Here is a 23,551-nt window from a genome sequence, read left to right as displayed (position 1 = left end):
GGTAAAATCCCAGAGCAAAAAGGCGTTTTCCACCATTGCTGCACTGATAAGAATCCATTTAATCAGTAATCTTGAGATATATTGGATGGTGCAGAACAGCAGGAGAACTTACAGCAAACAGAAAAAACGAAATAAACCACCTTGTATACAGGTAGAACTGTTCTAAAAAACAGGGGGGGGGNGGCTTTTTTATCTAATGAAAATATTTACTGATAATCAGTAAGTTAAGTGAGTTTATTGCCTGTTTTTAAGTTTATCCGTTTGGTAGTGATTCCAGATTAAAAACCCCGTGATCCTCAGCACATAAAAGTGCGCCCTTAATCGACGTTGCATCCCACTTCCCTCAAATTGCCATATTCGTCCTTTTCCAATCTCAGCCATGTACGAAATGGCCCGGTAGCCTTGAAAAGGACCAGACCGGAATCCTCCAGCAGCTCGCAGAGTGCCATCTCGAATGAACCGACAGGTCCCATTGTTTGCAGATAGGCCTGCTGTTTCTCATAGTAACTGATTTCAAAGGCCATAAATCCCTCCCGGTGCAGGAAATACCGCCCGGAAAAGAACAGGAACCTGTATATGTCCTCGATTTTCAACAAATAGGCATTTCCATTGGGGGAAACCACACTACAGAAGAACGTACCGTAGTCGTGCATATGCTCTTCGTTGTAGGTGTCATAGACCGCCTTGACGTCGGCCGCCGAAAAGGTCGGGAACAGATCCCCGTAATGGCTATGCATGAGCCCCTCTACCTGCCCCTGCGGGGCGAACACGATGGAAGCCTCGCCCGGTTCGCCACGTACCGGCTCGTAGCGGAAGACATTGGCCTCCGATGGGTATACCAGGTAACCGCTCTCATAGTTTTCGGTCCGCGCATCGGCAAGCAGAGCGTTCAGCTTTTCCGCAAACGTACCGTCGTTTTCCAGCAGGTTTATTCGCTGGCACATATCGGATACCTCTACTTCCGGCTCGACCGGTTCGTCTTTCCTGCACGCCGGCAAAAAAAATGCGAGGGCGAGTACAAACGCTATACGTCTACTATTCATTTTTCTTCAAATATTGGATACTGAATTCCTTGATTCTGCCGATCGTTTCCGATGGCACCTTAACCGGCTTATCGCGGATCATGGCCGCTACTCCCCTTGCCTTCTCCACCTGGCCGATCCGGTCGTAAAAGAGGAGCAGTTCGTAAAAAGGAACAAATAGCTTGGGGTTCATGTGCGCCGCCCTGATATATTCCTCTTCTGCCCGGTCATACCGGCCCAGGCCGATGTGGGCACGGGCGGTCTTCAAGTGCAGCTCTATGCTGTTTCCGTACCGCCCTGCCCTTTCCAGTATTCCGAGGGCCTTTGCATAGTTTCCCATATCGACCAGCTCGGCTCCGTAATTGAACAAAAAAGCCCCGTTGTTCGGTAGTACGGCATAGGCCTTCACGTAGTCCCGCAGCGCGTCACCTTCCTGGACAAGGATGTTCTCCTTCGCATGTTTCCAGACAAGTATGGCGCGGATCTTTTCAAAAGACCTGAAACCGAAAAATACCAGGCACCCAAATGCCAGGATACGGAACAACCCGGATAGCCGGGCTATTTGGATGGGCGCCTCAACGGATTGGCGTGCGGCAATGTATGCCATCGACAGCGCAAAGAGCAACCCTATGGAAATATCCTGAAAAGGGTATGAAAAGCATCCGAATACCAGAACGACCAACGCGATCGCAACGAAGGTTATCAGGCCTTGGGACGTTCTTCCCTCAGCGCCTATTCGCTTCAGGGCGAACGCAAACGTGATCGCGACAACCAGGGCAAACAGGACCAATCCAACCATTCCCTGTTCCACCATGATCTTCAGCGGTTCGTTGAAGGCATAATAATTCATGCCGGCCGTCTGCATTTCTTCCACGGCCGCGGTTCCCGACAAAAAATACGCCGATTGGTAATTTCCGTACCCGGTGTAAAAGCCTCCGTAACCATGACCGAACAAAGGCTGTTCCAGGAACATCTGCCAACCCACCTTCCAGATGAGCATACGGCCGCCAACCGATGCCCGATTCATCTCGAGCAAAAGATACGTGCCGCCCAAAAAAAGGAACGCTCCGCAGATCAGCAGGCCCCGTCTGATCTTCAAATTGGCCAACGGCCCCGGGTAACGTGAGATAACGACGAACGACATCCCGATGCCCGTCGAGATCCATGCCGTGCGCGATCCGGAAAGGACCAGCGCCACGGCTATCAGCAAGGCGAAGGCGACCAGGGGGATCTTTCGTCTGTATCCTTCGTCCAGCACCCGACCGAAGGCTGTACAGAGCCCCAGGGAGAGAAAACAGCCGTAAATGCCGGGATTGACAAAAGACCCTGCGGCTCTGTAGAGCGGATGAAAATAAGGGACCATACCCCCATGTTGCGCCAACCCGAGGATAGCCTGAAAACCGGCGATCGATATAATGCCCAGGGCAAGTACTCCTGACAGCCTGGGCAGGTGGTCTCCCATTCCGACCCTGACCAGCACGTAGAACACCAGGATTCCCACCGGTACGTACAGTTGGTCTGTCGAAGGGTAGGGCCAGGCGTTTAAAACGGAATGAAGGCAGATATAGGCATAGAAGAACACAAACGCGATGTCTATCTGCGCTACCCGAAAATTCGGGAGCCTTGTGGCACCTAGCAGGCCTGCCCCCAATAAGGATACGGATGCGCCGAAAATAAACGGGGGAAGTTCCGTGCCCCAATAAGATCGTTTCAGCCCGAAATAGTTCAGGCCCGAGGTTAGGGCGATAAGGAAAACCAGGAAAAGGGGAAAGATTACGTTCTTTATGCTTTCATTTTGCCTCATTGTGTATAACGGCCGCATCAATTTGAATTTAATGTATAATTATATAACTACATCCTGAAAAACAGGTCAAAATGCCGATCTATTTAACGCTAATTTACCTTTTTTAACAAATTTTAACAAAAAATCTTGCAGAACAAAATCAAATTCCGTTAATTAGCCTCAGGATTAATCAATTAGATCGATTGTAAATGAAAAATCTCGGTTATGAAGAGACATTTTACACCCGGCCTGACCATATTGGCCTCGCTCCTATTATTGCTCTGGGCATGTACCAGGGAGCCTGATCTGATCCTCGAGACAGATCAACCGGAAGATATCCAAGGGCTGGCGGCCTGGTACCAGAGGCAGTTGATCCCGTCCGATGATTCGGCAGCATTTGCCAACCTCAATACTCCCGACTGGAACGGTACGCTGGTAGAAAAACACGGAGACTCCACGCTGTTTACCACCTTGATCCGCTCCACCAAACAGATAAACAGGGAACTTCACGTAGTAAAGTATGATGGCGCCTACTATGGGGTGGTAAGGCAATACGAGTTCGGTAATCCCGACTCGCTGGTGGTTGGGAGTTTTACGGTAAACGGCAGGCTTATCGACGTCGGGTTCTTTGACCGCGACAAGACCTATACGCTGACGGGCCTGGCTGAGAACAGGAATATCGTACTCATGGGAGACGAGACCATAGACGGTGGGGAGCTCCCGCCGGTGACCGTTCCGCCGCCGCCCAATCCTTTCCCTCCGTATATACCGCCGAGTCCACCGCCGTACACCCCACCCCCACCGCCTTACTATCCGCCACCGGTCGGAGGAGGGGGCGGGGGTGCGCCGCCAGGGAACGATGACAATAACAACGACATTATCGATTCACTTCAGAATTATCCTTGTGCTCAGGCAATATTGGCAGAATTACCCGATTTGAAAAATGATATTGCTGAAAAAATTAAAACTACCTTTCAGGGCGATTGTGATTTCCATATGGTTTTTAAGCCCTCAAGTTCCTTAGGTAACACGGTAGATGGGACGCATACTTCGAGAATTAACTTGAATAATGGCTATAATTATAGTGACGGTTATCAAATTTATTCTACCATTGAGATTAATGAAGATGTGTTAAATTACGCTTCAAAGGAATATATTTTGGTTACTATGTATCACGAGGCTTTACATGCTTTTTTAACGGTTGAATCCAATAAATTGAGTCCGTCAGATTTTGCTAGTAAATATCCCGACATCACAAAGTACATGGCAGATATTCCAGGAGGCAGCATCGGGAAGTATATGTTTGTCAATGGACATAGCACAATGGCAACAAATTTTTTAAATCAATTGTCCGAAGCTATTTTAAGTTTCAATCCAAATTTTCCGACCGATAGAGCAAATGCATTGGCGATGACTGGAATCATAGAAACTGACACGGAGAACAAAAATTTAAATGCGAAAGAAAGAGATACGAGAAAAGGTGAATCTCAAGGAACCATATGTAATACTCCCTAGGAAAAGATATAATATGAGCAGCGTCAAATCAGTAATCGGGATATTTTTGCTTATAGTGTGCCAGGCCTTTTGGCTTACAGCACAAAACAAGAAGCTATACTTCCTCTTGGCAGAAAATGAACCTAAGGAATATAGGTTTCTGTCCAAGACCGAACTGTCGTCAAAAACACTATATGGCGGCAATATCCCAGTACATTTGCTCAACCTGGACTATGACGATGGCAAATTGGTCTTGTTCTCGGTACTGCCCAAATTGAACGAACTACGGGATAAAAGGACGGCAAGTAACTGGAAACGGATCGATATCGATACATTGAAACCAAACGAGCGCATAGGAATGCAGCAATTACGCGATATGCATCGAAATGGGCAGGCGAAATATCTGAGGGACGGATACGATTATCGGGATTTGAAGAAGGATGATATCGTACTGGTATATAAAAGCGATTCGGGCTATGTTCAGAGCGCCTATTGCCTGACGGAATTTTTCACCATTATAGACAATACACCACTGCTGTTTGCCAACGATAACAAGGTGTGCTTCATCAACACGGCCGTCCCTACCCTGACAGCGAAAGAATTTGAGAACCGATACGCACGGGCAAGGAAGACAAGTTCCCCCAACGATGTACGTAACGAGTACGCTTCACTGCGCAGGCCTTTGGAATATCCCGTCCTATTCCTGTCGCATAGCACGGCAACGGGAAGGGATACGGCATATCATTATTGGCTGTTCAGTGACTGGAGCACACAGGATGCACCCAATCGGCATCGAGGAATAGACCGGTTTGTTTACGTGCCGGGTAAAGGGATTATTGGCGGATCATTCGATTTCTACTTTTTGCAATTGCAGAAAAAACTGTGGCTTTCTGACAATTTTTTTTACGAGGCCTATGTTAAGGAACAAGTCATGCTTCCTTCCCAAGTGCCTCGATCATATTGAGTACAAATTGCCAGCTTGCGAAAAAAAAAAAAACGATGAGACTACTTTTACTGCCACAGTATCTTTGCTATTTATAGCGGCTACTGCCCAATACACAATGACCTTCAGAATGAGTGTTTAAAAAACCTCTTGGACACGCTAATCCATTCAAAGGATTTTAACAATAGGATGAGAGGTATATTGGATCAAATGGAGGCCGAAGTAGGCGTTGAGTTTGATTTTGTTGATGGTAGCAATATGTATGATCACGAGTTGGGTTATTTCAACGTAGCAGCGAGTACAAATGAAAGACTACAAATAGAAATTAATAGTAACGTACTGCCAGGCGCATCGAAGGAACTTGCTACTGTTGTATTTTTTCATGAAAGCGTACACGCTTACTTACAATATTTTAAGAACATTAATCCCGGTTCGCCCGCAAATCAAACTCAACATGAAATGATGGCCAACATTTATCTTCCGGCAATAGCCGGAGCACTGGTGCAGATGTACAACACACCTCCCGATCTTGCAAATAAATGCGAATGGATATATTGAAGTTTTGTTTTGTTTTTATAGCTACGCTTATTCTGGATCTTTCAGCTGCTTGGAGCCAGGAAAAGCAGGCGGATACCTCTGCATCGCAAAGGCTGTCAAAAAGAGTAAACGCCATCATCTGGGATTACCTTGCGCCTAATGAAAACATCATTAACAACGATACTGTGACGATATATACTTTTGCCTTTGTCATAGACGTGGAGCGTGTGTCGCCGTACCGTTGCAATGCTAGGTCCGTGCACCTGAATGACAGTGTAGCGTATGATCTGTTCAAGAACAAGGATGTATCCTTCCTGAAGATGTTTGACTATTGTTCCGTCTTGGGCAATCGGAAATCCGCCCGGATTATCCTGCCTTGCCTGATTAAGTTTGACGGGCCAAAGAAAAGAAAAGAGGAAACATTGTCTGCTAAAAGTATATTTTTCTATGATTTTGATAGACTGATCAACCCAATGTTTAATGCTGTAAATATGAGCATTCCTGTAAATGATTATATTTATTTGCCTCCTGTTTTTTCAGCTATTCGAATTGCATATTAAGAGTCGAATGTTATCGCTATGCTACATGTCTTTGCATTATTCCATGGTCTGGGAGGTAGTCAGGCCTATTTGGAAAATTCCTCCTTCAGGATGGAAGACGGTAGGTACGTGAGCAAGGACGACCTGATATATCCTTCAGCAGAATATATGGGCGATCTGAAAGGAACATCATGAACACAGTTATGTACGCCATGAGAGACAGTTTTTTTCTTTTATTCTTGCTTGCTCTAAGCGGAAAACAATTTGGACAGAGATTATGAGTATGGCCTGGGCTTCGAGTAGTCTGCCTTTGGTGTCATCATAGACAAGAACAATGCTGGACAGTATTCTTATAGATTTTATGGCAAGTAGATTTCCACGCTTTGAGCGGATCGCTTTGTTTGCACTGGGCAGTTTCATGGTAATGTGCTCATGGACGGCGTGTGGAAATAGGTCCACCGGCAAAGGAGAGCCATTATTCATGATCTCTCCAAAGGAATTAATAGTGCGCATTAAGAAACACAAAATTGCATCAATAATGTCATTTAAAAATCTAATAGCTCATTCACGATGTTCTTTTAGGAACGCGCGTATTGCTTCTTCTGCTAACCTATTTTACAATTTGAAAAGAGGCCATTCGAAGTTGTTCCTGCTTCACAAATGGCATGCTCAATATAAGCTCATTAATTAGCCTTCAAGATGCTGGCACGCGGTCAGCCGTTCAGAGCATATGTTTGGCGATTTTCAATATTCGCTGTAGGTCTTCCGGCGTATCTACGGCCAGCGTTTCCATATCGGTCTCGCAAGTAGCGATCTTGTATCCATGCTCTATCCATCTCAACTGTTCCAAGCCTTCAGCTAATTCCAGGGCAGATGGTTTCAGCTTGGTAATATCCTTTAGCACTTCATTTCGATAGGCATAGACCCCTATATGCTTATAATACTCGAAATGTTGTAGCCAGTTTTCCTGTGCTACACCCCGAATGAATGGTATTGGGCTGCGACTAAAATAGATTGCCTGCTTGTGTACATTGCGCAATACTTTAGGTGTATTGATGTTCACCAGTTCCTCATAAGTCTCGATTTTTTTCACCAAAGTGGCAATCTGGGTATCTTTGTTCTCAAAGCAAACTGCTAGGCTATCGATCTGAGAAGGATCTATAAAAGGTTCATCTCCTTGTATATTGATGGTAATATCGGTGTCGGGAAAACGCTGGATCACTTCGGCGCACCTATCTGTACCGCTCTGGTGCTCGTCGCTGGTCATGGCAAAATGCCCACCAAAAGAAGACACATGATCGGCTATGCGGACATCATCTGTAGCGACTATGACCATGCTGAGCTTCTTGGACAACAGCGCACGCTCATATACACGCTGGATCATGGTCTTGCCCCCAATATCGATCAAGGGTTTTCCGGGATAACGTGTGGACTCGTAACGAGCTGGTATGATTCCTATTATTTTCATCTAAAACAACCCATGCAAGTTCTTCTCAATTTCTTCTATTACAAAACCCAAATCTTCGGGCTTATTGGCAAAATCCAACTTATCCTTGTCCAAGATCAACAATTTGCCTTCCTTATAGTTTCCGATCCATTTCTGGTATTTTTCGTTCAGCTTCGTCAAATAATCTATCCGAATGCCTGCTTCATATTCCCTACCCCGCAACTGTATATTGTTCACCAATGTGGGAACAGAGGCTTTTAAATAAATCAGCAAATCCGGAGCCTTGATGAATGAGATAATGCTCTCAAATATATTGCTATAATTTTCAAAGTCCCTCGTGGTCATCAGGCCCATATCGTGCAGGTTTTCTGCAAAGATATAGGCGTCCTCATAAATTGTCCTGTCTTGGATGATATCTATCTTGCGTTCCTGTAGATCCACGATGTGGCGAAAGCGACTGTTAAGAAAAAATATCTGTAGGTTAAACGACCAGCGCTTCATATCGCTGTAGAAATCTTCCAGGTAGGGATTGTTTTCTACCGCCTCAAACTGTGGTTCCATTTTCAGGTGCTTGGCCAATAAGCTGGTCAAGGTGGTTTTGCCGGCCCCTATATTGCCGACGATCGCTATATGCATAATTCAATTTATTAGAAACTCCTAAAACCGATAATTTCCCTTACATCTTTTATCGTTTTCCTAGCGCTCTCCCGTGCTTTCTCTGCGCCCATGGCCACTACCCTGCTCACATAGGCATCATCAGCCGAAATGGCTTCAATCCTCGATCGGATTGGCTCGGTAGCCGACACCATATCTTCAGCAAGCTGCTTTTTGAAATCGCCATAGCGTATCTCGCACTTATTGTACAACTCGTCAAAATGCGCAACCGTATCGGGGGTGGATACCACTTTCATCAAATCGAACAGATTTTGTATCTCCTGTGGCTTCTGTTGATTTTCAATAGTAGGACCGCTATCTGTCTTGGCTTTCATCACCTTCTTTCGAATGGCCTCGGGTGAGTCTGACAAATAGACACAATTGGCATCCCCTTCCGATTTCCCCATTTTCCCCTTGCCATCCAGACCAGGGATTTTTATCAGCTTATCGCTGTAGCTGAATGCAAAGGCTTCAGGAAAATAATCGTGCTTGTACATACGATTGAAGCGGTTGCCAAAAGTACGTGTCATCTCCAAATGCTGCTCCTGATCCTTACCTACCGGAACCTTCGTAGCCCGGTGCAATAGAATATCTGCCGCCATCAATACCGGATAGGTCAACAATCCCGCATTCACATTGTCTGGATTGGCGCGCACCTTATCCTTAAAAGAAGTGGCGCGTTCCAATTCCCCAAGATAGGCATTCATATTGAGATAAAGATAAAGTTCTATGACCTCTGTCACGTGCGACTGAACGTAGATAGTCGCTTTTTCTGGATCTATGCCCGCGGCCAGGTATTCTACCACGACCTGTCTTACCGTATCGTGAAGGTTTTCAGGTGTGGGGTGGGTGGTCAGCGAATGAAGATCGGCAATAAAAAAATAACAATTGAACTCGTCCTGCATACGGATAAAGTTCTTTATAGCTCCATAGTAATTTCCTAAATGTAATTTTCCGGTACTCCGGATACCACTGACGACAGTTTCCATATGGGGACGAAAATACGGATTATTAGGCTAAAAATCATAAGCCTAGTTTCCATCTCCTCTTCTCTTCATCGCTTAAAGCTTTAAAACCAGAATAACTGTCCATGATATACTGTTCCAACTGTTTATCGTTCATCACCTTAGTAGGCCTGTATATTACCATGAATAAATCCAAGTTTTCTCCTTCCAGCGGAGTCAATTCCTTAATTTTTTCCTTTCTGAAACGCTCCTGAGTCGCCTCCCATGCCAATTGCTGCTCCAGCATTTTCACCCGCTTTCTGGCATTCCGCCGTTGCTTGCTAAATAGATAGCTAGGAGAAAAACTAATTCCCCCTTTATACTTACCGTAGGTCACGAGTTTTGCCTCTTGCCTTGCTTCTTCGAGCATTTGCACAGTTGCCATTTTCGCCTTCACTTCCACCTCCTTCAGAATGCGTGTTTCATCTTTTATGGTCAGGTATATACGCTTATATGAAAAATCCGTCACCAGCAGGGTATCCGTACGGTATCCGGGAAAAGAAAAAGAAAGCAAGTCGTTTGTCTTTGCACTGATAGCAAAATCACCGTTTGCGGAACTCCATACCAACTGTCCCGTACTCAGGTTAGTGATTTCTACATCACTTAAGAATGTGTTTGTATCCAAGACATAGGTCTTTCCCCTAAGTGTATCTTGCCCATAGCTACAAAAAGAAGACACAAGAAAAAAGAAACACCAATAGCAGCTTTTCATCCGAACAAATTTAACACTCTTACATAAACAGAACTGTCAAAAAGTGTTAAAAACAAAGAGGTTGACCACAGTGGTCAACCTCTTCTTCCCAAAATTCACTAAAGCTTTTTACTGTCCTGTCCAGGAATTATTATCCGCATTGATATCGGGCAATACCTTATCCGGGTCTATCACCACGGACTGCAGTTTCTCTGTTGTCGGCAATTTGAAAGAGAACACTTGATTTCTTTCCCATATCTCTACAGGGAGTTTTTTGCGGTCTTTTTTGCCACTTACCGTCGTATATTCAACCGTCACGGGCATCACCATCTTTTCCAGGTTGGCTATTTCTACGATTGCTCCTTTTGTCGGATCGTCGTCTGTATAAGTCACGTTGGTAATGGCCTGATCCAGGTTCCATGCGTTTAGGAACCATGACCTCCAGAACCAATTAAGGCTTTCGCCTCCTACATTTTCAATAGTACGGAAAAAGTCGTCCGGCGTTGGATGCTTATAAGCCCAATACTTAATATAGGTACGGAAAGCATAGTCAAAGCGCTCAGGTCCCAACACCTCATTGCGCAAAAGATCCAACGCCAAACCAGGCTTCGCATAAGCCAGAACACCGATATTTCGCTCTTGCATGTTCTGTGGGGTAGACAAAACAGGTTCTATACCATCCCTGAACAGGTAAGGTGCCATTCTATGCCCATCTTGAGGCCCTCTGTAGAATTCACCATTGTTAAATTCCTTTTGCGAAAGGCCATTGATAAAGGTATTAAAGCCCTCATCCATCCAAGCGAACAAGCGTTCGTTGCTTCCCACGATCATGGGGAACCAAATATGGCCAAACTCATGGTCGGTAACGCCCCAAAGGCCCGGTCCTTTAGCTTTGCTGCCGCAAAACACGATAGCGGGATATTCCATCCCACCTACATTGGATGCTACATTGACAGCAACAGGATAGGGATAGGGATACCATTGCTTCGAATAGTACTCAATGGATGATTTGGTAAATTCTGTAGACCTTTGCCAACCGTTTTCCACGATACTTTCTACCGGGTATACGGATACGGCAAGTGACTTTTTGCCTTCCGGCAGATTGATCTTTGCTGCATCCATCACAAAAGCGGTAGATGCCGCCCAAGCCACATCATGTGCCTGTAGCAATCTATACTTCCAGGTCAGCTCGTTTTTTGAAGGCCGCGAATTTCCTGCGGTCACCTCCTCAGCGGTTCTGATCATCACGGTCTCATCACTATTGGCAGCGGTCTTCCAACGGTTGAACTGCTCTGCCGTAAACACTTCCTGCGGGTTGAGCAGTTCGCCACCACATACCACGATCTGATTGGCAGGTGCAGTAATCTCCACATCGAAATTGCCAAATTCCAGATAAAACTCTCCAGGTCCTGTATAAGGTTGTACATTCCATCCCAACACGTCATCATAGACAGCTACCCGAGGGAACCATTGTGCTATCGCAAAGATATCACCGTTCTGCGTAGACAAGATGCCTGTACGATCAGCACCGTAATCAGGCACGGTATACGAGTAGGCAATCTGTATCTTGATATTACCACCGCTTGCTTTCAATTCCTGAGGAAGAAACACTTGCATGCGCGTGTCGTTGATCACATGATCCAAATCCTTACCTCCGGAAAGCTTTACCGATTTGATCGTATAGCCCCCGTCAAAGGCACTGCTCTGGTCGCCGTAACGACTCCTTGTCAAAGGAACGATCTGCGAGCCTCTTCCTTCTTTGGAGAACATGTTCTGATCCAGCTGAAGCCACATAAAATCCAGATTGTCCGGACTATTGTTGGTATAGTCCAGCTCTACCACTCCTTCGATATGTTTCGTAGCCGGGTCTAATTTAGCTTTCAACTTATAATTGACGGCATTTTGCCAATACTTCGGTCCGGGCTTTCCACTGGCCGAACGGTATTCATTCCCGTTCTTGGTGTAAAACAAAGGCGCAAAGGCTTCTTCATAGCTGTATTTGCTCCCGACACCTACCTTGACCTCTTCCTGGGCAAATACTCCTCCGCTCAATGCCAAGGCTACGCTTAATGATAAACAAGTACTCTTAAAAGACATGGATATTGTTGTTTTTAAATTAATGATTCACTTTTCACCAAAGAAAATTCCTCGGTTTCATGATGCTAATATAAGCTTTGCCAACAATGGACACAAACAATAAAGCCTTATTAACTTTTTATTTCAATTTTTGCTCGTACTCACTCGCATCAAAACCCAACAACAAAGTATTTCCTTGCTCGATGACCGGCCTTTTTATGGCACTTGTCTTCTCCAACAGCAATTTGTTGGCGCTCGTGGCATCTGTCACGGCATCTTTCGTCTCCTGGGGCAATTGACGCCAGGTGGTGCCCCGCTTGTTCAAAAGATCCTCCCAAGAATAGGTCCCCTCCCATTGTTTCAATTTATCTAAGGAAACGCCCAATTTTTTAAAATCATGAAATTCATACGAAATGCCATGACCGTCCAACCACTGCAAGGCTTTCTTTACCGTATTGCAGTTTTTAATACCATATACTTTCATGGATGCTAAATTAAAAAAAAGACGTGAGACATCAGATGTGAGATGTGAGACATAAGACACAAGGCATTAGCTTACTACTGATTGCCGACAGCTATTTATTGAAATTTGTCATGGTCAATTCAATGCCGGTCGTCACAAAGCTCTGTATGGCTTTCACGCTATGATCGATCAGGCTAGGTAGCTCCGGCTGCTCTTCCCTATCAAAGGGCGCCAAGACATAATCGACCTGTCTTCCCTTGGGAAAATTATCGCCAATACCAAAGCGCAACCGTGGGTAGGCCTGCCCACCACAAAGTGCTTCGATACTTTTAAGTCCATTATGACCGGCGGCACTTCCCTTTGGCTTAATTCTGATACTACCAAAAGGGATGGCCAAATCGTCTACGATAACGAGCACATTGCTGAGAGGAATTTTTAACTCTTGCATCCAATAATTTACCGCCTTGCCACTCAGATTCATATAGGTGGTAGGTTTGATGCTTACAATCGTACGCCCTTTATACTTAAACTCTGCGTAATAGGCCAATTTCAAAACAGAAAAACTTGCACCGGCTTCCTTCACTAGTGCATCTGCCACCATAAAACCGATATTGTGCCGTGTATCTGCATATTCCGACCCGATATTGCCAAGCCCGACGATCAAGTATTTCATTCTTGCGAAGTAAAAAGTAAAAAATCAAAAGTCAAAATACAAAATATTGCCTCACGAATTAAGGACTTTCAAGTGTTAACCACGGAGGAGGCTACAAACAATAAAGGCCCCGGTTGGGGCCTCTACTGTTGAAAAAATACATTTAATTATTTCTTGCCTGCCTTTGCAGCTTCCTGCTCAGCTTGTTTCAATGCACGAGACATTACAACGGAGACGACTGTATCGTCGCTATTGTTCAAAATACTGGCATTAGCCACGGAAATTTCCTTAACACGTACAGATTTGCCAACTTCCAAAGATTCCAAAGAAACCTCCACAACTTGTGGCAAATTCTTAGGAAATGCCTTTACGCGAAGCGTACGAAGCTTTTGGATCAATTTACCCCCCATCTTCACGCCAGGAGAAGTTCCAACAAGTTGGATAGGAATTTGCATCACTACCTCTTTGTCATCGCTGAGTGCCAAAAAGTCCACATGCAGGATTTGGTCGGTCAATGGATGAAACTGAGCATCCTGAACGATAGCCTGATGTTTAGTTCCTTCTAGTTCCAGCTCTATGAAATGAACATCTGCCGTGTAAATAGCAGGTTTCAAATCAGCTGCGGACACTGAAAAGTGGTATTGTTGCGCACCACCATACAGAACTGCAGGCACTTGACCTTGATAACGCAGTTCCTTAGCGTCTCTTTTCCCTACGTTCTCTCTAGGAGAACCGCTAATAGCAATTGATTCCATTTTTTATTTGATTTTTTTTAAAAGTGTGCAAAGATATAAAAAATATCGACAGTAATCGAAATGGGTCTAATTATTTGTTCCCAATATCTTGAACAACTCACTAATAGAACCATGCTCGTTCACATTTGTGATGGCCCTGGCAAACAAATTTGCGGTAGACAACACCTTGATTTTGCTGCTTTCTCTTTTTAGCGGGATCGTGTCTGTCACGATCAATTCTTGCAATGCCGAATTTTCTATAGTCTCATAGGCTTTACCGGACAACACCGGGTGCGTACATACCGCACGTACACTGGATGCACCATTTTCCATGATCAGGGAAGCAGCCTTGGATAGCGTGCCTGCCGTATCACAGATATCATCTATCAGTACGATGTCCTGTCCGGTCACATCACCAATGATAGACATCGATTCTATTTCGTTGGCACGCTTACGCTGCTTATCGCATATCACCACCTCCGCATTGAAATATTTGGCAAAGGTACGTGCCCTGTACGAGCCACCCATATCTGGCGAAGCGATGGTAAGGTTGGGCAAGTTAAGCGCTTTGATGTGCGGCACAAAGATGCTCGCCCCGTCCAAATGGTCTACCGGAATATCAAAAAAACCTTGAATCTGCGCCGCATGAAGATCCATCGTCATGACACGGTGAGCACCCGCCGCCGTAAGCAAATTGGCTATCAACTTTGCACCAATGGCCACCCTTGGTTTGTCTTTCCTATCCTGACGGGCGAAGCCAAAATAAGGTATTACAGCCGTGATATAATGGGCGGAGGCTCTTCTAGCTGCATCTATCATCAGCAACAGCTCAAACAAATTGTCCGTAGGCTGATAAGTAGATTGGATGAGGAACACATCGCTCCCTCGAATGGATTCATTGTAGAAAGGCTGAAATTCACCGTCACTAAAATGTGAAAGGGTCATTTCACCAAGCTCTTTCCCATAAGATTTTGAGATTTTCTCGGCCAGTTCTGTAGAACCAGAACCAGCAAATAATTTAACCGTGTTAAATTGAAGTGGCATGAATGCGGGTTTGGATTTTTTGTTGCCCGACCAGGATTCGAACCTAGACAAACTGAACCAAAATCAGTTGTACTACCATTATACTATCGGGCAATCTATTGCTTCTTTCTTGTTGAGAAAACATCTCTCTCAAACGGTGTGCAAATATAAGGCGATATTTAAAATGCGCAAAATATTTTTTGTCTTTTTTTAAGCCAACCGTGATGGCAACACCTTTCTTCCATATAAATTGTTCACCAAGTGCGATTTCTTTCCGCAATTGTAAAAATTTCGTTCACATCCAAAGTCGCTACCGTTTTTTTCGCACTTTTACCCAACAAACAACAAACTATGCGTAAACTTTTCATTATAGCCAGCTTATTTTTCGTTTACAACCTAAGCACGGCACAAAAGAAACCACTTGACCATCAAGTGTATGACAATTGGCAAAACATTCAATCGCCAGAAATAAGTAAGGACGGCAAGTACATAGGTTATGCCATCACCCCCCAACAAGGAGATGCCATATTGTATATTGTCACCCCACAAGGAGAGCAATTATGGAATATCCCGAGAGCGGAAAACATTTCTTTTTCTTACAACTCGGCATACTCCGCTTTTCTTATTAAGCCTCCTTATGCCGAAGTAAGAGAGGCGAGGATAAAGAAGAAAAAGCCGGAAGAGATGCCCAAAGACTCCCTTGGTATCATTTCCTTCGCTACGGGTGAGGTCTTAAAAAAAGCAAATGCCAAATCCTTTAAACTTCCAGAAGAAAATGGCGACTACCTAGCCTATCTGATAGACGAAGCCCCGGAAAAAGACACCAGCACAAAAGATAGCACGTCAAAAAAGGCACCATCAAAACCGAAAAAAGGAAAGGGTGCCACCTTATACCTCAGGTACCTTGCAAGCGGAGAAGAGGAAAAATTCGAAGATGTAGACAACTACGATTTCAGCAAAACAGGAAAGCGGCTCGCCTTTAGCCGTACTGGCAAAGACAGCCTCGATGACAAAGCTGGATTATATATATACGAGCTAAATGACAAACAGCTGAAACAAATAAGCAAGGGCAAGGGCACCTACAAACAATTTACCTTTGACGAGGCAGGAGATCAATTTGCTTTTATCGCCGAGAAAAGTCCAGAAAAAGCCTTGTGGAAGCCATATAGCCTCTATTATTATACTGCGCTCTCAGATACGGCCACTATTGTCGGTCAAGCCGGTAGTACGGGTATGCCCAATAATTGGAACGTGAGCGGGGATGGAGACCTAAGATTCAGCAAGAATGGTGAAAAGTTGTTCTTTGGCATTGCTCCCATACCGCGTGTTAAGGACACCACCATTGTAGATTTTGAAGTAGCAAACGTCGATGTATGGCACTATCAAGACGATTACTTGCAGCCCCAACAATTGGTAAACCTCAAAAGAGACTTAAGTAGAAGCTATTTGAGCGTCATCTATCCAGCCAAAAACAGCCGCATTATCCCCCTTGCCAACTTAGAGGTACCCGACACTTACGTAACGAAGGATGCTGACAATGAATTTGTGCTGGCGTCCAGCAATGAAGGTAGGAGAATAGCAACTCAATGGGACACAAATAGTTTTTACGATGTCTACCTTGTCTCCACCATAGACGGTAGCAGGCGTAAGATTGTGGATAATTTAAAGGGAAACGCCCTACTTTCGCCCGAAGGCAACTATGTAATGTGGTTTGACCTCAATACCCAAAGATGGCATAGTTACGATATCAAGAGTGGTGTCAATATAGTACTCACCCAAGATTTGCCCGTCAACTTCGGCAACGAGGAAAATGATACGCCCGCCGAGGCTAGGCCTTATGGCATAGCAGGATGGACGCCTGGCGATAAGCAGGTATTTATCTATGACCGCTATGATATCTGGAGCTTTGATCCTAAAGGAAAAAATAGAAAAATCGTCACCAACGGTGCCGGAAGAGCACAAGGGATAACCTTTCGATACCAAGACGTAGACAATAAGGAAAGTGGCAGGCGGGCTTTCCGTTCGTCGCCCGTCATTGAAGGAAAAGAACTACTCCTAAGTGCCTTCAACAATAAAAACAAATACAGCGGTTGGTACAAAGGCCAGCTGAACAGGGAAAAAGACCCACAGGAAATCGTTATGGGACCTTATAGCTATCGGCAAATAAAGGCCAACGATGGCGCTAAATGGTATATCTACTCCAAAGAAAGCTATGTAGAATCCCCAGACCTATTCGTTTCCCAAGACTTGAAGTCTGAGACCCAATTGAGCCATACCAATCCGCAACAGGCCAATTATAACTGGGGGACTGCCGAGCTGGTACAATGGACTACCCCCAAGGGGTATCAAGCAACGGGCATTCTGTACAAACCAGAGGATTTTGATGCCAACAAGCAATACCCTGTCATTGCCTATTTTTACGAAACACTATCGGATGGACTATATAGCTATATAGCGCCTGCACCTACACCATCGCGCCTTAATATCAGTTATTTTGTCAGCAACGGCTATTTGGTTTTCGCACCCGACATTCACTATGAAATAGGTCATCCAGGGCAGTCGGCAGAAGAATACATCAATTCGGGAATGGCGGTGCTCTCCAAGCAACCTTGGGTAGATGAAAAGCACCTGGGGATACAAGGGCAGAGCTGGGGAGGCTATCAGGTAGCTCATCTCATCACGCGCACCAATATGTATGCAGCGGCATGGGCCGGTGCCCCAGTAGTCAATATGACCTCGGCCTATGGTGGTATACGCTGGCAGTCGGGCATGAACCGCCAGTTCCAATACGAAAAAACCCAGAGCCGCATAGGACAGAACCTGTGGGATGGCTATGACCTGTATGTGGAGAACTCGCCTCTTTTCCATTTGAAGAATGTGAACACTCCCGTGGTCATCATGGCCAATGACAATGACGGTGCAGTGCCATGGTACCAGGGAATAGAGATGTTCACTGCCCTGAGAAGGTTGGGCAAGCCCGCATGGATGCTCAATTACAATGGCGAGGAACACAATTTGGTAAAACGGCAAAACAGAAAGGATATCCAAATCCGCGAGCAGCAGTTCTTTGATCACTTCCTGAAGGGAAAGCCTGCCCCGGTATGGTTGCAAAAAGGAATACCAGCTACCTTGAAAGGTATTGATTGGGGATTTGATCTGGTAGATTGAGAAGGTGGTAAGATGTAGGGAGATAAGGCTTAGGTCCTATTCCCTACACCTCCTAACTAATAAACCCTTTCACGTATTCTTTGGTGAGTTTTTCCTTCGGGTTGAGCAATATTTCCTCCGTAGGGCCAAACTCTATGATTTCGCCCATATACACAAAAATAATATAATCCGAAACCCGACGCGCTTGCCTAAGGATATGCGTGACCAAGACAATGGTATATTTCTCCTTCAATTGGATAATCAAATCTTCGATAATCTTGGTCGATATTGGGTCTAAGGCCGATGTAGATTCGTCTCCCAAGATAATTTCGGGTTCTACGGCCAAGCCCCTTGCCAAGCAGAGCCTTTGCTGCTGACCTATGGAGAGCGAGGAGGCGGAGCCATGCAGCCTACCCTTTACTTCTTCCCAAAGCCCCACCGCCTTCAGGTAATGTTCTACCAAAGCATTCAGTTCCTTCTTACTAGGGGCTCCATGAATACGTGGCCCATAGGCAATATTATCGTAGATAGACATGGGCAAGGGAAAAGGTCGTTGTGCCAGTAGCCCCATTTTCTTTCTTATCTGGGTTACATCGGCATGTTTCCCATATATATCTTCCCCATCTACCAAAACATTGCCCGTGATATTGACACCCGGTATATCGTCCAGAAGCCGATTAAAGCTCTTGAGCAAGGTCGTCTTGCCACAACCCGATGGGCCAATGATGGACGTTACGCTTTTGTCGGGTATATTGATGTTGATGTCTTTCAGCAGGTGACTATCTCCAATACGGACATTCAAATTTTTCACACCTATATGTGGGGTTTGCGTCATGCTTATTTTCTCTTTTTATTTGTCAAAATTGTACTCACGGATACAATGATCAAGATACACACGGTGAGGATAAGGGCAGAGGCATAGGCCCTTCCCTGCACTTCGGGAATGGGGCTGCCCAATTGGAAAAAGATAGCCAAAGGCAGAGTGGCCGCAGGCTCGTGCAGCGAAACGGGGATATTGTCACTGAAACCCGCGGTGAACATCACCGCCGCCACGTCGCCCACTCCCCTACCGAACGCCAACAGCACGGCGGTGAGTATGCCCGTCTTTATTTGCAATAGGTACACCTTGGCCATTTCCCAGCGCGTAGCTCCCATAGCCAGCGTCGCTTCCTTCAGGTCTTTTGGCACATTGGTAATCACTTCATCCAATGTCCTTACCATAATGGGAATGACCAATAACGTGACGGCAATAATTCCCCCCAGTAAGGAGGCTCTCACTCCCAGATAGACCATCAAGCTAAAAGCAAAGGCACCATACACAATGGAAGGCACACCAAAAAGCACATCAAAGGCCAATTTGGCAAATCGGGCAAAGGCATTGCTCTTTTTCAGATAGACATTCAGGTAGAGCGCTACAGGAATACTAATGCACATGCCCAATACCGTGGCCCCGCCAGCTACGTACAATGAACCTATAATGGCATTCAACATGCCACCAGATCGGCCAAAATAGTATCCGCCGTCAGGGATTTTGGTGACCATATCCCAGTCTAAATAGGGCAAGCCTTTCACCACCACGGTACCTATGATCAAAAAAAGACAAATACCCACGAAAGCCGTAGAAAACAGCATCAAAGCCTTGGCAATCCATTCTTCCAGTTTCCGTCTACGCATTTCGAATTTCTATCTTTTGAAGAATGGCCCTAGAAATGATATTAAATATCAAGATAATAATCAGCAAGGCAAAGGCAGAGAACATCAGGGCAGAATCATATAGTGGCACGGACATCATTTCGCCAAAATTATTGGCCAATAGCGCGGGCAAGGGATAGGCAGGGTCAAAAATAGATTGGGGGGCAATGGGCACATTGCCACAGACCATCAATACGGCAATGGTCTCGCCAAAAGCCCTGGAAATGGCCAAAACAATCGCCGCAAAGATCCCTGGAAATGCCTTCCTCAAAATCACTTTTTTGACGGTCTCCCATTTCGTGGCGCCCAACGAAAGCGATGCTTCGCGCAATTCCTTTGGTATGGTGCTCAGTACTTCTACCACGATACTGACGATAAGTGGAAATATCATCACCGCCAGTACAATTCCCCCCGCCAGTACAGTATATCCGGTAGAAAACTCAACGAAATGCGGGGCAATGTATCGCTGCACGATGGGAATGATAAAGAACACGCCCCATACACCGTATATAACAGGAGGTATGCCTGCCAGCATATTTACTAAGGGCAAGAAGAATCGCTTGAAACTTGCTGGCGCGTATTCGGACAAGTATATAGCGGTAAAAAGACATAACGGCACGGCAATCAATATAGACATGCCCGTCACCCAAAGCGTTCCCATGATGAAGGGAAAAAAACCAAACTCCCCCTTCATGGGACGCCAGGAACTGGAAGTGACCAGCTCCCAAACGGAGTACTGCTGCAATATGGGGAGAGACCTCAAGTAAAGCCCTATCCCTATCAACAAGACCAAGGATACCGAAAGGACGGACAAAGCAAGCATACCCGTACCTATCACCTTATCTTTCAGTAAGCGTATCTTCATTTTATCTTCGTTAACTCTTGTTTTACCGCCTCTTCATTAAGGCTTACATATCCATTTTCAGGCAATCTTGCTTGTCCATCCGAAGAAAGGATGTATCGCAAAAATTCCGTTAGCACCTTGTTGCTTGGCTTACCCTTGAACAAAAGCCCCAATGTGCGTGCAGGGGGTGATGGATATCGCCCATCCCCTATTGCCTGATTCAGGCTATCTAGGTTCTGATAGAAATATTCATCATCATCCACCCTTCCATTTCCGTTTTGATCGATCGGAATGATCTGTACCTCTGGTTGAGGTTTTCTGGTTTTCAAGCTATATACATAATTGAGATTGCTGAAACCGATGGAAAGTGGATCGCGCATAATGGCCTGTGCCTGTCCAGGATCTCCAAAGACTCCTATACCCAACAGATCTTCTTGGGAAGCACCTAGATACTTTGCCCAGGTTTCTGCAGCACCTGCAGCGTCCGAACGAACGTAGACATGCATGTCATAGTTGCCCTCTATGCCCTTTAGCTGATCCCATCGGTGTACACGGCCATTCAAGAATATATCTATAAACTCTTGCTTGGTAAGCCCGCGATCCCTCATTTTTGCCGCCAGTGGATTGTTGGCATTCATGGTAGCTACCACCGCGTCATTGGCTACGTTAACCAAATAAGCCCCCTGTTCGTATTCCTCGGGATGAATATCGCGCGATACCATGGCAATATCTACCATTCCCGACAGCGCATCGGCTATTCCCTTCCCTGCTCCGCCTGCGGAAATATTGAAACGGACATTGGGATGCTTTTCCTTAAAATCTTGGCTCCATTGGATCATCATGGGATAAAGAGCAAAGGCCCCTGAAACCGAGATGGTTTCGTGACCACCGCCCCTTTTTGAGTCGTGCCCGCCCCCACAGGCTAGCGTGCATAATAAAGAAAGGAAAAGTATAAAATAGCTTGATTGCCTCATTATATTCGCGTTCACTAAGCCATTTCCTTGGCTTTGAACAGGCAAATATAAGGCAAGCTAATTAAATAACACATTATATCTATGATTTTTATAGATTTTTAATTCTACTGCAGGCAAGCATATAGTTATGGTGCAAATCCGCCTTCCTTTTTCAACAAAGCAAAATAGCCGTCCAAATCGACACCTAATGTTTGTTCGAAAGATGCTTTAAGATCTTCCGGTTGTGGATGTCGGTGCTTCCATAGCTGAAAATAATTCTGCAAAGCTTCATCTACTTTCTCCTGCCCTACGCTCGCTTCCAGTATATACAGCCATAAGGCCGTTTTCACATAAGAAACAAGGCCATATTCTTCGGAGCTGGCAAACTCATCGGCCGGTATATCAATGGGAGAATCCATGGGTATATGGAGGATCGCATTGTATATGGCACCTTGAAAATCAGCCGCAGGCAATTTCTTTACCTCTTCGGGTATAGCGTCACCAAAGATCGAGCTCGCCCTGTATTTTTCAGCCTCATACCTGAACTGGACATACGAGTTGAGTCCCTCATCTTGCCAGGTGTGCAAACGTTCATTGCTCCCCAACATGCTCATGAACCAGTTGTGCCCCACTTCATGGGCAATGACACCGCTTAGCCGTTCTTCATTGGCATCCGGACTGGTGATGAGCGTAATGGTAGGATACTCCATCCCTCCACTTGCATTGTTTTTCGGCCCCTCTACTACCTGTACCGTAGGGTAAGCGTATTCTCCCACCACTTCACTATAGTACTTAACCGCATCTTTCGTATAGTCTATACTCTTGTTCCATAACGTACTATCTGAGTAATGATAGTAGGTAAAGGCATCAACTATTTTACTGGAAGCAAGCTGCAATGTGTCGTACTGAACCACCAAATCCTTTGCGGCAAACCAAGCAAAATCTGGCACATTGTCCATATGGTAGGTGAGCGTCTTGGTATTTCCTTTCCCTTTATATTGATACCTCTTAGGCGCATTGTCCCTGTTCTGCGCATTGTAAAGCCCTACTTCCTTATATTGCTGCAATTCATCTTGGTTCTGCAGGACACCTGTAGCACCCACTACATATTCTTTGGGCAAGGTTATATTCACCGTATAATCGGCATATTCACTGTAAAACTCGCCCATATCTAAATAGGGAAATTCATGCCAGCCATCCTTATCGTACACCGCTGGTTTTGGATACCACTGGCATACCATATACTGCCCTTCCGAATAACCCGATCTGGAAAAATAGGAAGGCAATTGCACTTCAAAATCAGTACTGATTATCACGGAATCACCGCTATTAAGCGGCTTAGGCAATAGTAGTTTAACGACATCTATGTACTGTGCGTTCGGATGTGCTTCCGTTTTTGTTTTTTCCCCGTCGACCTTGAAATTCAGTTTATCCATGTAGCCGTAAGATATATCATCTAATTTTTCCCTGCGTGAAGTGTCGTTTAGGATCTGTTGAAACAAAGCCGTTGTAGTATCCTTGTACGCATTGGGCCATATGTGAAACCAGACATATTCCAGTGTATCCGGAGAATTGTTTTTATAAAGTATTGTCTCACTACCTCTCAGCAGCTGTTTGTTGTCATCCAAACTGACGTCAATATTGTAAGTAAGCTTTTGTTGCCAGTAAGGTTGCTGTGCTGCCAAAAGCGAAAATATAAGCAAAAAAACGGACAGGGAAATGGCTTTTTTCATGGATGAGCATCTTTTACGGATACGACAAATAATCTATCGGCAATAATATGGATAAAAACCGACAATATTTGCACCCAAAAAGCAAAGGCCTATGTGTTCTGGCAATATTTACATATTTTA

The 23,551-nt window shown here is 45.2% G+C and carries 22 protein-coding genes and 1 tRNA gene; 6 read left to right on the top strand and 17 right to left on the bottom strand.

Annotated elements, in window-relative coordinates; genetic code table 11:
* Positions 1–317: 317 nt before the first annotated feature.
* The gene (locus tag A37S_RS0116365) at positions 318–1,043 is read right to left on the bottom strand and encodes a hypothetical protein (protein WP_028297924.1); all 726 of its coding nucleotides are present in this window, start codon (positions 1,041–1,043) and stop codon (positions 318–320) included.
* Positions 1,036–2,826, bottom strand: coding sequence for an O-antigen ligase family protein (locus A37S_RS0116360; protein WP_028297923.1), 1,791 nt, complete (start codon positions 2,824–2,826; stop codon positions 1,036–1,038). Before A37S_RS0116360 ends, A37S_RS0116365 begins: the two co-directional genes overlap by 8 nt.
* A 204-nt stretch (positions 2,827–3,030) precedes the next feature.
* Here A37S_RS0116360 and A37S_RS0116355 point away from each other — a divergent pair, with 204 nt between their 5' ends.
* The 5 genes from A37S_RS0116355 to A37S_RS27170 all read left to right on the top strand — a co-directional run bounded on the left by A37S_RS0116355 (position 3,031) and on the right by A37S_RS27170 (position 6,513).
* The gene (locus A37S_RS0116355; RefSeq protein ID WP_028297922.1) at positions 3,031–4,320 is read left to right on the top strand and encodes a hypothetical protein; all 1,290 of its coding nucleotides are present in this window, start codon (positions 3,031–3,033) and stop codon (positions 4,318–4,320) included.
* A 13-nt stretch (positions 4,321–4,333) separates the two neighbouring features.
* Positions 4,334–5,263, top strand: a complete 930-nt coding sequence (locus A37S_RS0116350; RefSeq protein WP_157278749.1) for a hypothetical protein — start codon at positions 4,334–4,336, stop codon at positions 5,261–5,263.
* A gap of 189 nt (positions 5,264–5,452) precedes the next feature.
* Positions 5,453–5,800, top strand: a complete 348-nt coding sequence (locus A37S_RS0116345; protein WP_169719517.1) for a hypothetical protein — start codon at positions 5,453–5,455, stop codon at positions 5,798–5,800.
* Entirely contained in the window at positions 5,788–6,339 is a 552-nt protein-coding gene (locus A37S_RS0116340; protein WP_028297919.1) for a hypothetical protein, read from the top strand. Before A37S_RS0116345 ends, A37S_RS0116340 begins: the two co-directional genes overlap by 13 nt.
* A gap of 18 nt (positions 6,340–6,357) precedes the next feature.
* Positions 6,358–6,513, top strand: a complete 156-nt coding sequence (locus A37S_RS27170; protein ID WP_157278745.1) for a hypothetical protein — start codon at positions 6,358–6,360, stop codon at positions 6,511–6,513.
* Positions 6,514–7,039: 526 nt separating this feature from the next.
* On the opposite strand, the gene kdsB is transcribed toward A37S_RS27170, so the two are convergent.
* The 10 genes from kdsB to A37S_RS0116280 all read right to left on the bottom strand — a co-directional run bounded on the left by kdsB (position 7,040) and on the right by A37S_RS0116280 (position 15,176).
* The gene (kdsB, locus tag A37S_RS0116325) at positions 7,040–7,786 is read right to left on the bottom strand and encodes a 3-deoxy-manno-octulosonate cytidylyltransferase (protein ID WP_028297917.1); all 747 of its coding nucleotides are present in this window, start codon (positions 7,784–7,786) and stop codon (positions 7,040–7,042) included.
* On the bottom strand, positions 7,787–8,401 hold the full coding sequence (locus tag A37S_RS0116320; protein ID WP_028297916.1) for a deoxynucleoside kinase: 615 nt from the start codon (positions 8,399–8,401) through the stop codon (positions 7,787–7,789).
* Positions 8,402–8,412: 11 nt separating this feature from the next.
* A complete protein-coding gene (gene trpS, locus A37S_RS0116315) occupies positions 8,413–9,408 on the bottom strand; it encodes a tryptophan--tRNA ligase (RefSeq protein ID WP_028297915.1) in 996 nt (331 codons plus the stop codon).
* 34 nt (positions 9,409–9,442) lie between these two features.
* The gene (locus tag A37S_RS0116310) at positions 9,443–10,135 is read right to left on the bottom strand and encodes a hypothetical protein (RefSeq protein ID WP_028297914.1); all 693 of its coding nucleotides are present in this window, start codon (positions 10,133–10,135) and stop codon (positions 9,443–9,445) included.
* A gap of 108 nt (positions 10,136–10,243) precedes the next feature.
* Positions 10,244–12,211 carry a M1 family metallopeptidase gene (locus A37S_RS0116305; RefSeq protein ID WP_028297913.1) on the bottom strand — a complete coding sequence of 656 codons (1,968 nt, stop codon included), beginning with the start codon at positions 12,209–12,211 and terminating at the stop codon, positions 10,244–10,246.
* 118 nt (positions 12,212–12,329) lie between these two features.
* Positions 12,330–12,674 (bottom strand): ArsC family reductase, encoded by a 345-nt coding sequence (locus A37S_RS0116300; protein ID WP_028297912.1) that lies wholly within the window; start codon positions 12,672–12,674, stop codon positions 12,330–12,332.
* 91 nt (positions 12,675–12,765) lie between these two features.
* On the bottom strand, positions 12,766–13,326 hold the full coding sequence (pth, locus tag A37S_RS0116295; RefSeq protein WP_028297911.1) for an aminoacyl-tRNA hydrolase: 561 nt from the start codon (positions 13,324–13,326) through the stop codon (positions 12,766–12,768).
* A 146-nt stretch (positions 13,327–13,472) separates the two neighbouring features.
* On the bottom strand, positions 13,473–14,060 hold the full coding sequence (locus tag A37S_RS0116290; RefSeq protein WP_028297910.1) for a 50S ribosomal protein L25/general stress protein Ctc: 588 nt from the start codon (positions 14,058–14,060) through the stop codon (positions 13,473–13,475).
* 66 nt (positions 14,061–14,126) lie between these two features.
* A complete protein-coding gene (locus tag A37S_RS0116285; RefSeq protein ID WP_028297909.1) occupies positions 14,127–15,083 on the bottom strand; it encodes a ribose-phosphate pyrophosphokinase in 957 nt (318 codons plus the stop codon).
* Positions 15,084–15,105: 22 nt separating this feature from the next.
* A tRNA-Gln gene (locus A37S_RS0116280) sits at positions 15,106–15,176 on the bottom strand.
* A gap of 237 nt (positions 15,177–15,413) precedes the next feature.
* Here A37S_RS0116280 and A37S_RS0116275 point away from each other — a divergent pair.
* Complete coding sequence (locus A37S_RS0116275; RefSeq protein WP_028297908.1) at positions 15,414–18,230, top strand: S9 family peptidase; 2,817 nt, start codon at positions 15,414–15,416, stop codon at positions 18,228–18,230.
* 52 nt (positions 18,231–18,282) lie between these two features.
* On the opposite strand, the gene A37S_RS0116270 is transcribed toward A37S_RS0116275, so the two are convergent.
* From A37S_RS0116270 to A37S_RS0116250, 5 genes are all read right to left on the bottom strand, one after another.
* Positions 18,283–19,044, bottom strand: coding sequence for a phosphate ABC transporter ATP-binding protein (locus A37S_RS0116270; protein ID WP_028297907.1), 762 nt, complete (start codon positions 19,042–19,044; stop codon positions 18,283–18,285).
* Between the two features lie 2 nt (positions 19,045–19,046).
* Positions 19,047–19,883: a PstA family ABC transporter permease gene (locus A37S_RS0116265; protein WP_028297906.1), complete on the bottom strand. Its 837-nt coding sequence runs from the start codon at positions 19,881–19,883 to the stop codon at positions 19,047–19,049.
* Positions 19,876–20,766, bottom strand: coding sequence for a phosphate ABC transporter permease subunit PstC (gene pstC / locus A37S_RS0116260; RefSeq protein WP_028297905.1), 891 nt, complete (start codon positions 20,764–20,766; stop codon positions 19,876–19,878). Before pstC ends, A37S_RS0116265 begins: the two co-directional genes overlap by 8 nt.
* Entirely contained in the window at positions 20,763–21,719 is a 957-nt protein-coding gene (locus A37S_RS0116255; RefSeq protein WP_028297904.1) for a PstS family phosphate ABC transporter substrate-binding protein, read from the bottom strand. The genes pstC and A37S_RS0116255 overlap by 4 nt, the downstream gene beginning before the upstream one ends.
* Before the next feature lie 125 nt (positions 21,720–21,844).
* On the bottom strand, positions 21,845–23,431 hold the full coding sequence (locus A37S_RS0116250) for a M1 family metallopeptidase (protein WP_028297903.1): 1,587 nt from the start codon (positions 23,429–23,431) through the stop codon (positions 21,845–21,847).
* Positions 23,432–23,551: the final 120 nt, after the last annotated feature.

Origin of the sequence: Olivibacter sitiensis DSM 17696 (assembly GCF_000427965.1) — a bacterium.
Lineage (GTDB): Bacteria > Bacteroidota > Bacteroidia > Sphingobacteriales > Sphingobacteriaceae > Olivibacter > Olivibacter sitiensis.
The sequence above is the reverse complement of the archived record's forward strand: the minus strand, read 5'-3'. Positions and strand labels throughout refer to the sequence as shown.

Coding starts and splice junctions, on each gene's coding strand:
- A37S_RS0116365 (WP_028297924.1), bottom strand. CDS start 1,043: ATGAATAGTAGACGTATAGCGTTTGTACTCGCCCTCGCATTTTTTTTG.
- A37S_RS0116360 (WP_028297923.1), bottom strand. CDS start 2,826: ATGAGGCAAAATGAAAGCATAAAGAACGTAATCTTTCCCCTTTTCCTG.
- A37S_RS0116355 (WP_028297922.1), top strand. CDS start 3,031: ATGAAGAGACATTTTACACCCGGCCTGACCATATTGGCCTCGCTCCTA.
- A37S_RS0116350 (WP_157278749.1), top strand. CDS start 4,334: ATGAGCAGCGTCAAATCAGTAATCGGGATATTTTTGCTTATAGTGTGC.
- A37S_RS0116345 (WP_169719517.1), top strand. CDS start 5,453: ATGGAGGCCGAAGTAGGCGTTGAGTTTGATTTTGTTGATGGTAGCAAT.
- A37S_RS0116340 (WP_028297919.1), top strand. CDS start 5,788: ATGGATATATTGAAGTTTTGTTTTGTTTTTATAGCTACGCTTATTCTG.
- A37S_RS27170 (WP_157278745.1), top strand. CDS start 6,358: ATGCTACATGTCTTTGCATTATTCCATGGTCTGGGAGGTAGTCAGGCC.
- kdsB (WP_028297917.1), bottom strand. CDS start 7,786: ATGAAAATAATAGGAATCATACCAGCTCGTTACGAGTCCACACGTTAT.
- A37S_RS0116320 (WP_028297916.1), bottom strand. CDS start 8,401: ATGCATATAGCGATCGTCGGCAATATAGGGGCCGGCAAAACCACCTTG.
- trpS (WP_028297915.1), bottom strand. CDS start 9,408: ATGGAAACTGTCGTCAGTGGTATCCGGAGTACCGGAAAATTACATTTA.
- A37S_RS0116310 (WP_028297914.1), bottom strand. CDS start 10,135: ATGAAAAGCTGCTATTGGTGTTTCTTTTTTCTTGTGTCTTCTTTTTGT.
- A37S_RS0116305 (WP_028297913.1), bottom strand. CDS start 12,211: ATGTCTTTTAAGAGTACTTGTTTATCATTAAGCGTAGCCTTGGCATTG.
- A37S_RS0116300 (WP_028297912.1), bottom strand. CDS start 12,674: ATGAAAGTATATGGTATTAAAAACTGCAATACGGTAAAGAAAGCCTTG.
- pth (WP_028297911.1), bottom strand. CDS start 13,326: ATGAAATACTTGATCGTCGGGCTTGGCAATATCGGGTCGGAATATGCA.
- A37S_RS0116290 (WP_028297910.1), bottom strand. CDS start 14,060: ATGGAATCAATTGCTATTAGCGGTTCTCCTAGAGAGAACGTAGGGAAA.
- A37S_RS0116285 (WP_028297909.1), bottom strand. CDS start 15,083: ATGCCACTTCAATTTAACACGGTTAAATTATTTGCTGGTTCTGGTTCT.
- A37S_RS0116275 (WP_028297908.1), top strand. CDS start 15,414: ATGCGTAAACTTTTCATTATAGCCAGCTTATTTTTCGTTTACAACCTA.
- A37S_RS0116270 (WP_028297907.1), bottom strand. CDS start 19,044: ATGACGCAAACCCCACATATAGGTGTGAAAAATTTGAATGTCCGTATT.
- A37S_RS0116265 (WP_028297906.1), bottom strand. CDS start 19,883: ATGCGTAGACGGAAACTGGAAGAATGGATTGCCAAGGCTTTGATGCTG.
- pstC (WP_028297905.1), bottom strand. CDS start 20,766: ATGAAGATACGCTTACTGAAAGATAAGGTGATAGGTACGGGTATGCTT.
- A37S_RS0116255 (WP_028297904.1), bottom strand. CDS start 21,719: ATGAGGCAATCAAGCTATTTTATACTTTTCCTTTCTTTATTATGCACG.
- A37S_RS0116250 (WP_028297903.1), bottom strand. CDS start 23,431: ATGAAAAAAGCCATTTCCCTGTCCGTTTTTTTGCTTATATTTTCGCTT.